This is a genomic window from Endozoicomonas sp. SESOKO4, from assembly GCF_024606275.1.
This window is the reverse complement of the sequence record NZ_JAHHPS010000620.1, coordinates 1-16,998: the sequence shown is the minus strand read 5'-3', so window position 1 is coordinate 16,998 and position 16,998 is coordinate 1. Positions and strand designations below refer to the sequence as shown.

Sequence of the window (16,998 nt, the reverse complement as noted above, 5' to 3'; positions counted from 1 at the left end):
GGGTCTCCTCAGACGGGGTCTCCTCAGACGGGGTCGCCTCAGACGGGGTCGCCTCAGACTCAGTGGGCTTTAGGGTGGACCGTAACACAGAAGCTGTCGAGCAAACCATCTGTGACCAGATAGTGATCGCAGAAGATGGCCAGCTGCGGCCATCCGACATGATCTGCAAGAGTTCTGTAACCTTATCGGCTCGTGTAAGAAGAACAGCCCGCGACACCAGGAAACGAACCTGTGACGTGGCCGTGGTCACCAACGATGGTCGGCAGCGAATATGCGGAAGAGTCTTCAAGAATGCTCCAGCCCTGTCATGCCATAAAAGCAGATTCCACAGCGGGCAAAAGACCTGCGTGGCAGTGGTCTGGGAGGACGGCCAGCAGCGCCCATGCGGGAGGGTCTTCAAGAATGCTCAAACTATGTGGGATCACAAAAGCAGAGATCACAGTGGGCCACAAACCTGTATGGTGACAGAGATGGGGGAGGATGGGCAGCCGCGACCATGCGGCAGGGTCTGCAAGAATTCTAAAACCCTCTCGTCTCACAAAAGCAGAGCCCACAGCAGAAAAAAAATCTGTCAGGTGATATTGATCGGCGAAGACGGCCAGCCACGACCATGCGGCAAGGTCTGTTTGAATACCTGCGCTCTGTCGGATCACAAACGAGCCAACCACAGTGAGCAACAAACCTGTTACGCGCCCGTGATCGGTGAAGATGGCCAGCAGCGACCATGCGGAATGGTCCTCAGAAGTGCTAAAACTCTGGCGAGTCACAAAAGAAACGCCCACAGCGGCCAACGAACCTGTAACGTGATCATGGTCGATGAAGACGGTCAGCAGCGGTCATGCGGGAAGGTCTTAAAGCATGCCCAGGCGCTGTCATCCCACAAAAGCAGATACCACACCGGACAACAAACCTGTAATCTGGAGGTGCTTTGGAAAGATGGCCAGCACCGGCTATGCGGGATAGTATTCAAGCATGCCCAGGCCTTGTATCACCACAAAAGAAAAGCCCACACCTATCAACAAACCTGTGACGAGATTGTAACCGGGCAAGATGGCCAGTCACGGCCGTGCGGGGCGGTCTGCAATAACATTCTATCTCTGATGAATCACAAAAGAATACATCGAAAACGCAAGCCTGTTGATCAAAACAATAACCGTGACCTCAGCCCTTGATCTGACAACTGCTCTTTAATGAGATGGTCTATCCTTCCTCTCTGTAAACCAGAATGCAAGGACAGAATCATTAGACATATACTCTTAACGGCACTGTCACTGCTATTGACCCTGGCTGTCGTCTGTCAGGCCCAACCAATGACAGAACATTTTATTGTCGAGTTTGAACAGAAAGCAAATTCTTCATCCCAGAGCATTTCTATAAAACGTGGTCGGCTTACTTTTCCGGGCACACCACCAGATATTACCAACACAAGCGGCAATGCAGGAACGGACTCTCCCCCTGATGTCAAATCACAGAGACCCGGCGGTTATGGGGTAAGAACGACCTTGACTGAGTCAATTTTGCGGCAATTAATTTATGCCACTCATCTACTGGTTGGTTACGAACTGAGCCTGACCACCAAAGAGTCTCCCCTGTGCCTCATCCCTTATTCATGGTTTCCTTTAGAGGCGGTTGTCGCTGTTGGGTGGCTTTTAAAAAACCATTGGAAGCCCATTTCATCATTTCTTAACACGATTGAACAACAAGAAACGAGTCAGGATAAACCGTTTGCCATCATCACTATGGTGCATGGCTCTGGGCATGACCAACAAAAAGACCAAACATCAGAATTATCCGGCCTGCAAGCCCCTGCAACCAACATTCACCCTACGGGCTCTTTCACTGCCCTCCTTTATTCTGGCTCTGGCGGCGGCATCGGAGGCCCTCAGGAACACTCACATACTTTGGATTTAAATTGTTTCGTCCACCCCTGTCGTGGCGTCTGCCAATTCCGACCGTCATCCGGTAGCAGAAAGCTCGCTAAATGGTCGCTGAATTCCGCAGAAAGTTCGACAGGAGTCACACCCGGACAAGGCTCACGCCCACATCCGTTCGATGGAGACTGTTTTCTTTACTCAAGCCATGCTTATCCTTTATACCCCAGATATTCCCAAGACCCATTGAGCACGGTGGGCGCCTTTACAATGGATACTTCCGGGCCACTCTATTTACCTGATCTTCAGGAAGGGGACGGGATCTCTTCTAATTCTGACACGCTTATACACCCATTTTGGACTTCAGAAACACAAACAACCACTGAGCCATCCCAATTCGGTCAGAGCCAACCTCATCTTTCCCAGACAGCCCCGGTACAGGCCTCTGGTGCCACTAAGAATGTTATGTTCGGATCGACAGATCGCCAACAAACCCTGTTGGATTGTAAAAGCAACTGCAACAGCAAGCAAAAAACCTGTACCTTGATCGTAGTCGGGGAAAAAGGTCAGACCCGGCTATGCGGAAAGACTTGCAAGAATAGTGGAGCCCTGGCGGATCACAGAAGGAAAGACCACAGCGGACGACTAATCTGTCAGTTTACTATGGTCGGTAAGGATGGCCAGCGGCAGCTATGTGGAATAACCTTCAAGAACGCTCTATCTTTGTCATCTCACAAAAGTAGAATCCATAGTGGACAACGAACCTGTGTCGATAACGTGGTCGGGAAGGATGGTAAGCCGCGACCTTGCGGAATGGTCTGCAAGAATGCTGGCACTCTGACGGATCACAAAAGAAGAGAGCACAGCGGACAACAAATCTGCGTCAAAACAGTAATCGGAGCGGATGGCGTGATGCACCCGTGCGATACGGTCTGCAGTAGTAGCAGAGCCTTGTCGGATCACAAAAGAAAAGACCACACCGAGCGACAAGTCTGTAAAGTGGCGGTGTTCGGGGAAGATGGTCTGTTGAGACGATGCGGAAAAGTCTACAGGAATGCTCAAGCCCTGTCGGATCACAAAAGAAGTAACCACACCAGCCAACAAACCTGTGACGTAAAAGTGGTCGGAGTCGATGGCAAGCAGTGGCCATGCGGAAAGGTTTGCAAAAATTCCAGAGCCCTGACGGATCACAGAAAAATACATCGAAAACGCAAGCTTTGTGGTGTGAATAAGGACAGTGACCACAGCCCCCAAAAAGAAAGTGTGAGTAACAATTGATCTAATACCCCATGAATAGAAATACAAAAAGGCACTGCTCGTCTAAAAGAGCGCCCAAAGAGATCCATCTATCCGCGAGATGACTCGTGATCACGCTGTCCGGGTTCGCCAACGAATGCATTAACACTTCAATGGTTTTATATAATAAGGCCTTTAACAGAAAAACACGCTTATTCTCTTGATCTATCCTTGCTCAGTAAACCAGAACGCAAGGATAGAATGATTAAACATTTACTCTCTGCAACACTGCTTTTGCTGCTCATCCTGTTGCCTGTCACCAACAAGGCTCAATCGTTGACAAGACATTTTGTTGTCGAGTTTGAACAGAAAACAGATTCTCCAAACCAGAGCTTTTCTATAAAGCGTGACCGGTATACGTTGCCGGACAATCAGTCAGACATTGACGGCACCAACGTCGATCCGGGATCAGATTCGCCGCCTGACGACCAACCGCACAGACTGAGCGGCTGCGGAGTAAAAACAACCATTATTAAGTCGATTGCATGGCCATGGTTCTACACAACCCATCTACTGGCCGGTTGCGAACCGATCCTGATCAAAAACGCCGCTCTGAGCTCCAGCCTTTATTCACGGACTCCTGTTGAAGTGTTTGTTGCTGTCGGTTGGCTTTTAAGAAGCTATTGGAGCCCAGATTCACCGCTGTTTAAACCGATGGAACAACAAGAGGCAAGACCCGTGCTGACACCGGGGGATCATTCGTTTGCGACAATCATTACTATGTCGGGCTATAGACAAGACCAACCACAAGCCCGGGCATTAGAACCATCGGGGCAGCGAGCTCCGGGAGCCGCCGAACCTGCAGGCTATTTCATTAGCCTCTTCTATTCTGACTCAGGCGGCGGCAACGGAGGCCCTCAAAAACCTCTACATACCCTGGACTTAAATTGTTTCGTCTTTCCCTGTTATGGTATTTGTCGATTCCGACTCTCACCCGACTGTAGACAGCTCACTGAATGGTCGCTTAATTCCGCAGACAGTTCGACGGTTCATACAGAAACAACACCCGGACGAAGCTCATGCCCCCATTCGGCCAATGGACGCTGTCTTCGTTGCTTAGGCTATGTTGATCCTGTAAACACCACATATTCCCAGCACTCATCGAGCACGGCGTACGGCTGTACAACGGAGACTTCCGAGTCGTTCTATTTACCTGAACTTCTCGAAGAAATTGGGATTTCTTTTACATTTCCCCAGTCCACTCCCCCAGTGGTGACTTCAGAAACAGGACAAACAACCACCGAATCATCCCAATTGGGTCAGACCCAATCTCATCTTTCCCGGGCAGACACAGCACAAGCCCTGATAACACACGAGACTGCTGAATTAACAAAGACACCTTGCCGACGAACACTGTCGCATCACAAACGAAATGTCGGCGGCAGGTCAAGAACCTGCAATGTGATCATTGCCGGGAAGGATGGTCAGTTGTGGCCATGCCGGAAGACCTGCAAAAATACTCAAGCCCTGGGGGATCACAAAAGAAACGCCCATAGCAAACCACTAACCTGTGACGAAACAGTGTTCGGAGAGGATGGCCAGCTGCGACCATGCGGGAAGGTTCTCAGGAATGTTTACGCCTTGCGGGATCATAAAAAAAGAGACCATACCGGGCCACAAACCTGCGGTGTGATTATGCTCGGGAAGGATGGCCAGATGCGACCATGCGGGACGTTCAGCAAAAACGCTCGCGCCCTGAAGGATCACACGAGAAGAGCGCACATCCGGCAAACAACCTGTACCGTGAGCGTGCTCGGGGAGGATGGTCAGCAACGGCCATGCGGGAAAGCCTGCCTGGGCACTATAGCCCTCGGTGATCACAAAAGAAAAGAACACTGCGGAAAACAAACCTGTGTCATGAGCGTGGTCGGTAAGGATGACCAGCCGCGGCCATGCGGCAAGGTCTGTAAGAATAGAAAAGCTCTGGCGTCTCACAAAAGCAGGTATCACACAGGGCGCAAAACCTGCAACAAGACAGTAGTCGGAGAGGATGGTCATCAACGGGCATGCGGGAAAGTCTGCCAGAATGCTCGTGCCTTGGCAGATCACAGATCAAAAACCCACACCGGGCCAAAAGCCTGCGACAGGAAAGTGGTTGGGGAGGATGGCAAGCTGCGACCATGCGTAAAGGTTTGCAAGGATGCCAAAAGTCTGTCAGATCACAAAAGCAAATTCCACAGCAGTCAGAAAGCTTGTGACGTGACAGTGGTCAGGGAAGATGGCCAGCAGCAGCCATGCGGGAAGGTCTGCAAGAATGTTCAAGCACTGTCGAATCACAAAAAAGTGCATCAAAAACCCAAGCCTGTTGCTCTGGACCGTAATGATGCCCCTGGTCTTTGATCTGACTCCAGCCCTTTCATGAGGTGTTTCCCGGCGCTGACTTTGATTTTTAACAAAAGTTTCTTGCTCTGTAGGGGACAATTTCGAGACAAAGCACCTTAAAACCCCTCTTGGCTGGCATCAATCCCGTATTGACCTTAATTACGCTGGTTATTTTTGGTCTCATCCAGATGGGTTCAGTCAACCTGTCCCGTACTGCCCCAACTATGGGGCACCGAGACCGACTCCGCGCGTTAACGTCTCAAGCGCTTCTTCGACCGGAGTGGCATGGAGCTTGATGATATTGCCAGAATGGTCGTTAAATGGATGGTGTCTTTTATATCAAGATTCGTTACGAAATTGTCCCCTACAAAGAGCTTTTTGGTAGGAAACACATTTTTTTTCTTGATCTATCCTTCTTTTCTGTAAACGTGAACGCAAGGATAGAATCATTAAACACTCACTCTTTATGGTAATGTTGATACTGCTACAGATGTCGTTTGTCATCTGTCAGGCTCAAACGTTGACAAGACATTTTGTTGTTGAGTTTGAACAGAAAAAAGGTTCTCCCAACCAGAGCTTTTCTATAAAGCGTGGCCAACATATATTGCCAGACAGCCCGTCAGACACGACCGACATAAACGACCATGCAGTACTGGATTCAACACCTTATAACAAAAATGACTGCTGGATAAAAACGACACTTATTGAGTCGATTTCATGGCGATGGCTTCATGCCACACACCTGTTAGTGGGTTACGAACTGATACTGACTACCAAAAACATCTCTCCAAACTCAGCTCCTTATTCATGGCTACCTGAAGAAGTGTTTGTCGCTGTCGGCTGGCTTTTAAAAAACTATTGGAACCCGGCATCACCGTTTTTTAACCCGATCAAACAAAAAGAGACCAGTCAGGATCAACCCTCTGCCACCATGACTATGATGCCGGGTTCTGGACATAACCCACCACAAGGTCAGCAAATAGAATCATCCTGTCAGATAACTTCAGGAGCAACCACTCAACTGCCTGGCTCTTTTACCCACCCACTGAATACTACTGACTATGATGGCGGTAACGGAAATCCTCAAGAACACTCTCATACTTTGGGATTAAATTGTTTCCTCCATCCCTGTCATGGCATTTGCAGTTACCGACCATCATCCGATGACAGAAGGTCCAATAATTGGCCGCTAAATGCTGAAGAAAGTTCGACAGACAAATCTTCACAGTTAATGAGTGCAAAAGCAGTCTGTATAACTGACCCTGTCGAGCCACTCAGTAAGCCAAGGCAATGGAGTTTGCTTGTCGCCGCTAATGACTCGATTATAATCCACGGGTTACTCAGTCTGAGTAATAATACACTTCCTGAAAAAAACAGGGTTTCCTGTTCGCTGACCGATTCCACATATCCAATGGGGACTTCACCTGATTGCCAACAAGCCCTACCGAACCGCAAAAGAACAGACAGCACCGGGCAACAAACCTGTGGCGAGACGGCGGACATGAAGAACGGTCAGCAACGGCCATGTGGAAGGCTCTTCAACAGTATTAAAGCCCTCTCGGATCACAAAAGAAGATGCCACACCGGACAAAAAATCTGCGACGCAACAGTGGTCGGGAAGGATGGCCAGCAGCGGCCATGCGGCAATGTCTGCAGAAGTGCCCTGGCCCTGACGGATCACAAAAGCAGATACCACACCGGGCAAAAAATCTGTAACCTGCTCGCGGTAGGGAAGGATGGTCAGCAAAAATGTGGAATGGTCTTTAAGAATGCTGTACTAATGGCAAATCACAAAAAAAAACACCACACCGGGCAAAAGCCTTTGGCGAAACAGTGGTCGGGGAAGACGGCCAGCAGCGGCAATGCACAAAGGTCTGCAAAAATGCCAGAGCCCTTCTGGATCACAAAAGAAGACATCGAAAACGCAAACCTGTTGATCTTGCCCCCAACCCTTGATTTGACACCCTCCCTTTAATAAGGTTTTTCGCAGTGCTGACTTTGGTTTTTAACAAAAGGTTTTTGATAGAAAAACAGACTCCTTTTCTTGATCTATCCTTCCTCTCTGTTAACCAGAATGCAGCGATAGAATTATTAAACACTCATTCTTTGTGGTACTGCTATTTTTACTACAATTGTCGTTTTCAACCTGTCAGGCTCAACCGCTGACGAGACGCTTTGTTGTCGAGTTTGAGCAGAAAGCAGGTTCTCCAGACCAGATCTTTTCTGTAAAGCGTGACCGGCAAACGCTGCCAGACAGCCCAGCAGATATTACCAACAAGGACGGTTATGAAGAATCAGATTCATCGCCTGATGACAAATCAGTTTACGGGGCAAAAACAACCCTTATTGAATCGAATTTCTGGCTATGGCTTTATGCCACTCATCTGTTGGTGGGTTACGGACCGATCCTGACCACCGAAAACCTTCCTTCAAATTCCACCCCTTATTCATGGTTACCTGCAGAAGTGGTTGTTGTCCTCGGCTGGCTTTTAAAAAACTATTGGAACTCCGATTTGCCGTCGTTTAACCTGATCAAACAACAAGAGGCAACATCTTTACTGAAACAGGGAAATCACTTGTTTGCCACCATCACAATGATGTTGGCCTCAGGACATAGCAAACCACAAAACCAACCACCGGGATCATCCAGTCAGGAAACCTCAGGGGCAACCACCCGCCTTACAGGCTCTTTCATCAGCCCCCTGAATACTACTGATTATGACGGTGGTAACGGAGGTTCTCAACAACACTCACATACTTTGGGTTTAAATTGTTTCGTCCATCCCTGTCATGACGTTTGTATTTTTCGACCATCATCCGATAGCGGAGAGCCCGCCGATCGTCCGCCGAACGCCGGACAAAGCCCATGCGCCCATTTGGCCAATGGATACTGCTTTAGCTGCATGAGTCATTTTGGTTCTGTAATCGGTACACGTCAGCAGCAAACCGCGCCTTTAGACATATGGCAAGATATCCCTGCCATTGAACGTCAATACGATTTTGGTCAACTATTTCAATCTCAACCGCAGCAGCAACAGCCGCATAGCATTGATGCCCCCCCAGCCAATAACAGTGATCCTGGAGATGAACTCACCTTAGATTCATTGAGAGCAGAGACAAGCTTTACAACTGACGCTGCCGGGCAATCAGCCTGTGACGCGACAGTATCCGGAGAGGACAGCCAGCTGTGCCCATGCGGGAGGATCTGCAATAGTGCCAAAGCTCTGTCAGTTCACAAAAGCAAATACCACACCGGGCAACAAACCTGTTACCTGATGGTGGAGCGGGAGGATGGTCAGCAACAGCCATGCGGAAAGGTCTGCAAGCATGCCAAAGCCCTGTCGGATCACAAAAGAATTGCCCATACCGGGCAAAAGATCTGTGATGTGATGGTGGTCTGGGAGGATGGCCACCAGAGACCATGTGGGACACTCAGCAAAAATCTGCAAGCTCTCTCTACTCACAAAAACAGATATCACAGCGGGCAAAGAGTCTGTGACGTGATGGTGCAACGGGAGGATGGTCAGCAACGGCTATGCGGAAAGATCTGCAAAAATGTTCAAGCCCTGCGGCTTCACAGAGGAAATGGGCATAGTGAGCAAAAAAACTGTGACGTAACAGTGGTTGGAGAAGATGGCCAACCGCGGCCATGCGGAAGGGTCTGGGGAAAGCACATAACCCTGTCCAACCACAAAAGCGGTTACCACACCGGACACAAAACCTGTCACGTGGCAGTGACAGGGGAGGATGGTCAGCAGAGGCCATGTGGGAAGATAAGCAAAAATGCCAAAGCACTGACAACTCACAAAAGCAGATACCACAGCGGGCAAAGAACCTGTCACGAAACGGTAGTCGGGGAGGATGGTCAGCGGTGGCTATGCTGCAAGGTCTGCAAGAATAATCGAGCCCTTTACGACCACAAAAGCAGATGCCACACCGGGCAGCAAACCTGTAATGAAACAGTGGTCGGAGCGGATGACCAGCAGCGGCTATGTGGAAAGGTCTGCAGCAGTGCTAAAGCCCTCATGAATCACAAAAGAGTACATCTAAAACGCAAAACTGTTGATTAGGAGCTGAATATTGACCGCGACTATGCTGAAAGATCTGCAACAATGCTAAAACCTTTTCGGACCACAAAAGAATGTATCCAAAACGCAAGTCTTATGATGTGGACCAGGGTGGATAGAGTTATTAAGCACTCTCTCTTTTCGGCATTACTGCTGACACTGTTATCGTCTGCCTTCTGTCAAGCCAAAGTATTGACAGAATATTTTATTGTCGACGTAGAACAGAAGGCAGTTTTTTCAAATCAGGGATTTTTTGTAAAACATGCCCAGAACACACTGCCAGACAGCCAGTCAGATATTGCCAACAAAAACGACTATTCAGGATCAGGTTCGACGCTTGATAACAACCGGCACCGAACTTTCAGTTACAGGATAAGAAGATCCCTTATTGATTCGATTTCCTGGCAATGGCTTTACGCCAGTTATCTGCTGATTGCCTACGAAGTGATCCTGACCAACAAAGACGCCCCTCAGAGCTTCACCTCTTATTCATCGCTACCTGAAGAATTGCTTGTCGTTGTCGTCTGGCTTTTTCAAAGCTATTGGAACCACGATTCACCACTGTTTAACCCAATTGAACAAGAGACGAACCAGAATCACCCGTTTGCGATCACCACTATGATGTATGGCTCTGAACAAGACCAACAACAAAGTCAGCCATCAGAATCATCAGCGCAGCATACCCCAATAGCAACTGTCCACTTTACAGGCCCTTTCACTCACCTCTTGTATTCTGAATCTGACGACGGTAACAGAAAAGATCCCCAACAACACTCACACACTTTAGGCTTAAATTGTTTCGTCCATAGCTGTCGTGGCGTTTGTAATTTCCGACCATCATCCGATAGCAGAGCATCGAATTCTGATGAACAATGTGAGCCACAGGCTCATGACATTGATGAAAACTCCATAAGCGAGGTCGCCTCAGACTCGATGAGTGCAGGCATCGTCCATAAAACCTTAGATAGCGGGCCATTCAATAATAATTTGACCATACTCGGCAATTTGTCTTTCAATACTAATGATTTTGTAGTCAATGATGAGTCACCCGGCCTACAGAGTCTTCTCGAAAATGACCAGTTTTTCTTTACGCTTATCCATCCAAAAACACAACAAATAAATACTGAATCAACCCAATTTAGTCGGGGCCAACCCCACCTTTTCCAGACAGGCGCAGTCCAGACCTCAGACCACAATGGGCAAACAAACTGGGAAGTAACAGTGGTTGAGGAGGGTGGCCAGCAGCGCCCATGTGGGACAGTCCGCAAGAATGCTAAAGTCCTGTTGAATCACAGAAGCAGAGACTACTCCGGGCAACAAATCTGTCACGTGACCGTGGTTGGGAAGGATGGTCGGCAGCGACCATGTGGGACCGTCTGCAAGAATGCTCGGGTCCTCTCTTCTCACAAAAGCAACATCCACAGCGGACGAAAAACCTGTGGCGTGACTTTAGTCGGAGCGGATGGCCAACAGCGGCTATGTGGAAAGGTCTGCAGGAATGCCCAATCTCTTTCGTATCACAAAATGAAAGCCCACTGCAGGCACAAAACCTGCGAAGTGGCTTTAGTCGGGGAGGATGGTCAGCGACGGCTATGCGGGAGGACCTACAGAACTGCTCGCGATCTGGCGGATCACAAAAGAAGAGAGCACAGCGGGCAACAGATCTGTGACGCAACCGTGATCACAAAAGATGGCCATCAGCGATCATGCGGGAACGTCTGCAATAATCTGAGAACTTTGTTGGATCACAAAAGAAAACTCCACTCAGGGCAAAAAACCTGTGACAAAACTGTGTTTGGAGCGGATGGTCAGCAGCGTTCATGCGGTGCAGTCTGCAAGAGTGCTCAAGCCCTGTCGGATCATAGAAGGAGACATCACTCCGGGCAAAAAACCTGCGATGAAACTGTGGTCGGGAAGCTTGGCCAGCAGCAGTCATGTGGGGTGGACTGCAGGAGTATTCAAGCCCTGTCGGATCACAAAAGGAGACTTCACTCCGGGCAAAAAACCTGCGACGTAACATTGGTCGGGCCTGATGGGGTTCAATACCCGTGCGGTAAAGTCTGCAAGAGTGCTAAAGTTCTGTCTGAGCACAAAAGAATGCACCGAAAACGCAAGCCTTTTGATGTAAGCCAGGACAATGCACCGAGTTCTCAGGAGGGTAAAGTGAAGATGTGAAGATCTGGTCTGGCAACTGACCTTTCACAAGTTTTTGCCCAGTACAACCTTTAGTTTCCAGCAAAGGATCTTAGAAAGGAAAACACGTTTATTTTCTTGATCTATCCTATCCCTCTGGCCACTGGAACAAATGGATAGAATTATTAGACACTCATTCTTAACGGCACTGCTGTTTCTGGTATTGTTGTTGTCTGTCGCCTGTCAGGCCGAACCCTTGGCAGAACGGTTTATTGCCACGTTTGAACACAATGCAGCATTTCCAAACCACAGCTTTTCTATAAAGCATGGCCTGAGTACATTATTCGGCAACCCGTCAGACATCACTGACACAAAGGACTATACAAGACTGGATTTAACGCCTGATGACAGACGACACAGATTTAACAGTTACCGGGTAAAAACGACTCTTATTGAATCAATTTCATGGCAATGGATTTACGCCACTCATCTGTTGGTCGGTTACGAACTGATCCAGACCACCAACTCCCTTCTGAGCTCCCACCCTTACTCATGTTTACCTGTAGAAGTCTTCGTTGTTATCGTCGGCTGGCTCTTGAAAAGCTCTTTGAACCCCGATTCAACTTCGTTTAACCCGATTGAACAACAAGAAGTAACAGCTATGCGGACACGGGAGGACCACCCGTTTGCCACCATCACTATGATGTTTGGCTCTGGTCAGAACCAACAACCACAGCAGCTGGCAGAATCATTGGGCCAGCAAGCCCCGGGAGCCAACAGCCATCTTATAGACTCTTTCATCAGCTTCCTGTTTTCGGGCTCTGGCGGCGGAAACGGAGGCTCTCAACAACTTCTGCATACTTTCGGTTTAAATTGTTTCGTCTTCCCCTGTTTTGGCGTTTGCATGTTCCGGCCATTATCGGATGAACCCACTCAGTGGCCGCTGAATTGCGAAGCAAATTCGACAGGCAACCCTTCACAATTAATAACTACAGAAGGCGCCTGTTCAACTGCCCCTGCCGGGTCACTCAGTGATGATGTGACAATGCACGGGAATTTGCCTGTCACCGATAATGACTCAATGACAGTCGCCAGGTTAATCAGTCTGGGCAATCATAGTCGTCCAGAAGAAAACGGGCCTTCCTTTACGCCTACTCTTTCCACAGGTCCAATGGGGACTTCACCTTCGTGTCGTCTTTCTTCCGGAGGCGCTACCCATTGCCATCAAACCCTGTCGGGTCAAAAAGAAAGAGGCCACATCGAGCCGCAAGCCTGTGACATGATAATGGTCGGAAGAGATGGCCAGCCGCAGCCATGCAAGACGGTCTCCAAGAATGCCAAAGCCCTGTCGGTTCACAAAAGCAACTACCACACCGGGCAAAAAACCTGTAGTTTCACTGTGGTCGGAAGGGATGGCCAACCGCGGCCATGCGGGACCGTCTGCAAGAATGCTCAAGCTCTGTTATATCACAAAAAGAAACACAACACAGAGCAAAAAACCTGCGATGTGATCGTGGTCGGAGAGGATGGTCAGCTGCGGCCATGCAGGAAAGTCTGCAAAAATACTATAACTCTGTGGAATCACAAAAACAGACAACACACAGGGCAACAAACCTGTGAAGTGACTGTGATTGGGAAGGATGGTCAGCCACGGCCATGCGAGGTGGTCTGCAAGAATGCCGGATCTCTGCGGAGTCACAGAAGCAGCGTACACAGCAAGCAAAAAACCTGTGAAATGACAGTGGTTGGAGAGGATGGCCAGCCGCGGCCATGCGGCAAGGTCTGCAAGAATAATCAAAACCTATTCTATCACAAGAGAAGAGACCACAGCGGGCAACAAACCTGCAACCTGACATTAGTCGGAAAGGATGGCAAACCGCGGCCATGCGGGATGATCTGCAAGAATGCTCAATTCATGTCGACTCACAGAAGAAGCGTACACAGCGGGAAAAAAACCTGTGAAACACCAGTCGTCGGGAAGGATGGCCTACAGCGGCAATGCGGGAAGGTCTGCAAGAATGCTAAAGCCCTGTCGGATCACAAAAGAACCCACCACAGCGGCCAAAAAACCTGTGACGCAACAATAGTCGGGGATGATGGCCAGCCGCAGCCGTGCGGGGCTCTCTGCAGGAATTCTCAGGCCCTGTCATCGCACAGAAGCAAAGCCCATAGAAGGCGAAAAACCTGTGAAGTTAAAGTGGTCAGTGAGGATGCTCGGCCACAGCTATGTGAGACAGCCTGCAGGAGTGCTCAAGCCCTGTCGGGTCATAAAACAAGACATCAAAAATGGAAGCCTGATAATAGGGACCAGGGCCCCTGCTCTAAAAAATGCAAATTGCATGAGTAACGGGCTAATCCGGTACATGGCTTCGATGAGTTTTCACCCGGTACAACCTTTGGTTTTTAACAAAGTGTCTTTGACAGAAAAAATACTTATTTTCTTGATCTATCCTTCCTCTCTCTCCACCCGTATGCAAGGTTATAATTATTAGACACTCACTCTTTGCGGCACCGCTGTTGCTGATATTATTGTTGTCTGTCGTCTGTCAGGCTGACTCCTCAACAAAATGGTTTATTATCGAGTTTGAACACAATGCAGTGTTTCCAAACCAGAACTTTTCTATAAATCGTAGCCTGATTACATTGCCGGTCAATCCGCCAGACACTATCGAAACAAACGACTACGCCGGACTGTATTTAGCGACTGATGATAAACAACAAAGGTTTAACAGTTACGAGGTAAAAATGACTCTAACTGCATCGATTCCATGGCAATGGCTTTACGCCACTCATCTGCTGACGGGTTACGAACTGATCCTGACCACCAAAAACACCTTTATGAGCGCCACCCCTTATTCATGGCTGGCCATAGAAGTAGTTGTTGCTATCGGCTGGCTTTTGAACAGTGATTGGAACCTCGATTTACCGTCGTTTAACCCAATCGAACCACAAGAACCAACATCTATGCTGACACGGGGAGCTGATCCGTTTGCCATCATCACTATGGTGCCTGACTATAGCCATAACCAGCAACCACAACAGCTATCAGAATCATCTGGAAAGCAAGCTCCGGGAGCTACCAGCCACCTTGCGGGCTCTTTCACCAGCCTCCGCTATTCTGGCTCTGTTGGCGGTAACGGAGGCCCTCAGCAAACTCAACATACTTTAGGTTTCAATTGTTTCATCTTCCCCTGTCATGGAGTTTGCAGTTTCCGGCCATCATCCGGGAACAGAGGAGCCAGTGCATGGCCGCTGAATCCCGTAGCAAATTCGACAGACAAGCCTACTCTCTTAATAAGTGCAGAAGCTGCCTGTCCAACTGGCCCTGTGGGATCACTGAATGATGATGTGACAATGCAAGGGAATTCTCACATTACCGCTGATGACTCAATTATAATCGTCGGGTTACTCAGTCTGAGCAATCATATTCTTCCAGAAGAAAACGGGACTTCCTGTACACTTGCACATCCCAGACACCCAATCGGAACTTCTCCTTCAGGCCGCCTTTCTTCCGGAGGGGCTGCCTATAACCTACAAGCCCCGTCGGATCAGAAAAGCAAAGCCCACATTGGACCACAAACCTGTGATGTGACCCTGGTCGGGAGGGATGGTCAGCAGCGGCCGTGCGGAAAGGTCTACAAGAATGCTCAGAGCCTGTCGGTCCATAAAAGCAGCTATCACACCGGGCAAAAAGTCTGTGGCGTCACCCTGGTCGAAGGGGAAGGTCAGTCGCGGTTATGCGGGACAGTCTGTAAGAATGCTCAAGCTCTGTGGAATCACAAAAAGAAACACCAAACAGAGCAAAAAACCTGTGAAAAAATCGTGATTGGGAAGGATGGCCAGCCGCGATCATGCGGGACAGTCTGTAAGAATGTTCAAGCTCTGTGCAATCACAAATACAGATACCACTCAGAGCAAAAAACCTGTGAAGTGACGGTGATCGGAAAGAATGGCCAGCCACAGCCATGCGGGATGATCTGCAAGAATGTTCAATCTCTGTCGACCCACAAAAGAGGCGTACACAGCGGGCAACAAACCTGTGACAGAACAGTCTTCGGGAAAAATGGCCTACAGCAGCCGTGCGGGAAAGTTTGCAAAAGTTCTCTGGCCCTTTCACATCACAAACACAAAGTCCACAGCGGACAAAAAACCTGTGACATAATCACGACCACAAAGGATCATCAGCTGCTAACCTGCGGGAAGGTCTGCAAGAGTGCTAAAGCCCTGCTGGATCACAAAAGAAACTGCCACAGCGGGCAAAAAACCTGTGACGCAGAAATAGTCGGGGATGATGACCAGCCGCGGCCGTGCGGGGCTCTCTGCAAGAGTTCTCAGGCCCTGTCGTTGCACAAAAGCAAAGCTCACAGCAGGCGAAAAACCTGTGAAGTGACAGTGATCAGAGAGAATGCCCAGCTACAGCCACGCGGGACAGTCTGCAAGAGCACTCAAACCCTGTCAGATCATAAACAAAGAGATCGAAAACGCAGGCCTGATAGTACGTACCAGGATTATGGCCCCAGCCCTAAAGAAAGCAAAGTAACTAAGTAACGGGCGGATCCGGTACATGGCTTCAACGATGTTTTTTACCGGTGACACTTTTGCTTTTAAGAAAAGGTCTTTGCTAGCAGCCTTATTTGCTTGATCTATCCTTCCTCTCTACCCACTGGAATACAAGGATAGAATTATTAGACACTCACTCCATACAGCACTGCTAATAATATTGTTGTCTGTCGTCTGTAAGGCCGAACTGTTCGCAGAGCGTTTTATTGTCGAGCTTGAAAATAATACAGGATTTTCAAACCAGAGTTTTTCTATAAAAAAGGACCAGCGTACACTGCCATCCCCCGTCAGGTATTGCCAATACAAACGGCTATTCAGAATCATATTCATCGCCTGATAAAAAACGACAGAGACCCGGCGGTTACCGGGTAAAAACGACCATTATTGAATCGGTTTACTGGCAATGGCTTTACGCCACTGATCTGCTAATGGGCTACGAACTTATTCTGAACACAAAGGACACCCCGCTAAGCTCCATCCCTTATTCATGGCCACCTGTAGAAGTAGTTATTGCAGTTGGCTGGCTTTTGAAAAACTATTGGAACATCAGTTTATCGTCGTTTAACCCGAACGCACAACAAAAAGCACGATCTATGCTGACACAGGGGGAGCAAGCGTTTGCCACCATCATTGTTGTGCCTGACTCTGGACTTAACAAACAACCACACCCACTGTCAGAATCATTCAGCGACCAAGTTTCAGGAGCAACAACCCAACATACAAGCACTTTCTTCACAAGTACCCGGCAT

At 48.8% G+C, this 16,998-nt stretch carries 9 protein-coding genes; all 9 read left to right on the top strand.

Features of this window, described 5'->3' with window-relative positions:
- A partial coding sequence (locus tag KDK16_RS12095; RefSeq protein ID WP_257276315.1) for a hypothetical protein occupies nt 1-1,172 on the top strand: 1,172 nt, incomplete at its 5' end.
- Nucleotides 1,173-1,310: 138 nt separating this feature from the next.
- Nucleotides 1,311-3,149 (top strand): hypothetical protein, encoded by a 1,839-nt coding sequence (locus KDK16_RS12090; protein WP_257276314.1) that lies wholly within the window; start codon nt 1,311-1,313, stop codon nt 3,147-3,149.
- A 219-nt stretch (nt 3,150-3,368) separates the two neighbouring features.
- Nucleotides 3,369-5,507 (top strand): hypothetical protein, encoded by a 2,139-nt coding sequence (locus KDK16_RS12085; RefSeq protein WP_257276313.1) that lies wholly within the window; start codon nt 3,369-3,371, stop codon nt 5,505-5,507.
- Nucleotides 5,508-5,961: 454 nt separating this feature from the next.
- Nucleotides 5,962-7,464: a hypothetical protein gene (locus KDK16_RS12080; RefSeq protein WP_257276312.1), complete on the top strand. Its 1,503-nt coding sequence runs from the start codon at nt 5,962-5,964 to the stop codon at nt 7,462-7,464.
- A gap of 133 nt (nt 7,465-7,597) precedes the next feature.
- Nucleotides 7,598-9,559, top strand: a complete 1,962-nt coding sequence (locus tag KDK16_RS12075; protein ID WP_257276311.1) for a hypothetical protein — start codon at nt 7,598-7,600, stop codon at nt 9,557-9,559.
- Nucleotides 9,560-9,667: 108 nt separating this feature from the next.
- Nucleotides 9,668-11,731: a hypothetical protein gene (locus tag KDK16_RS12070; RefSeq protein WP_257276310.1), complete on the top strand. Its 2,064-nt coding sequence runs from the start codon at nt 9,668-9,670 to the stop codon at nt 11,729-11,731.
- 130 nt (nt 11,732-11,861) lie between these two features.
- Nucleotides 11,862-14,036 carry a hypothetical protein gene (locus KDK16_RS12065; protein WP_257276309.1) on the top strand — a complete coding sequence of 725 codons (2,175 nt, stop codon included), beginning with the start codon at nt 11,862-11,864 and terminating at the stop codon, nt 14,034-14,036.
- A 170-nt stretch (nt 14,037-14,206) separates the two neighbouring features.
- Nucleotides 14,207-16,237: a hypothetical protein gene (locus KDK16_RS12060; RefSeq protein WP_257276308.1), complete on the top strand. Its 2,031-nt coding sequence runs from the start codon at nt 14,207-14,209 to the stop codon at nt 16,235-16,237.
- A gap of 440 nt (nt 16,238-16,677) precedes the next feature.
- On the top strand, nt 16,678-16,998 hold a 321-nt coding region (locus KDK16_RS12055; RefSeq protein WP_257276307.1), incomplete at its 3' end, for a hypothetical protein.

What these genes read in the sequence shown, in the direction of transcription:
- KDK16_RS12065 (WP_257276309.1), top strand. Translation starts at nt 11,862, where the DNA reads ATGGATAGAATTATTAGACACTCATTCTTAACGGCACTGCTGTTTCTG.
- KDK16_RS12085 (WP_257276313.1), top strand. Translation starts at nt 3,369, where the DNA reads ATGATTAAACATTTACTCTCTGCAACACTGCTTTTGCTGCTCATCCTG.
- KDK16_RS12080 (WP_257276312.1), top strand. Translation starts at nt 5,962, where the DNA reads ATGTTGATACTGCTACAGATGTCGTTTGTCATCTGTCAGGCTCAAACG.
- KDK16_RS12090 (WP_257276314.1), top strand. Translation starts at nt 1,311, where the DNA reads ATGACAGAACATTTTATTGTCGAGTTTGAACAGAAAGCAAATTCTTCA.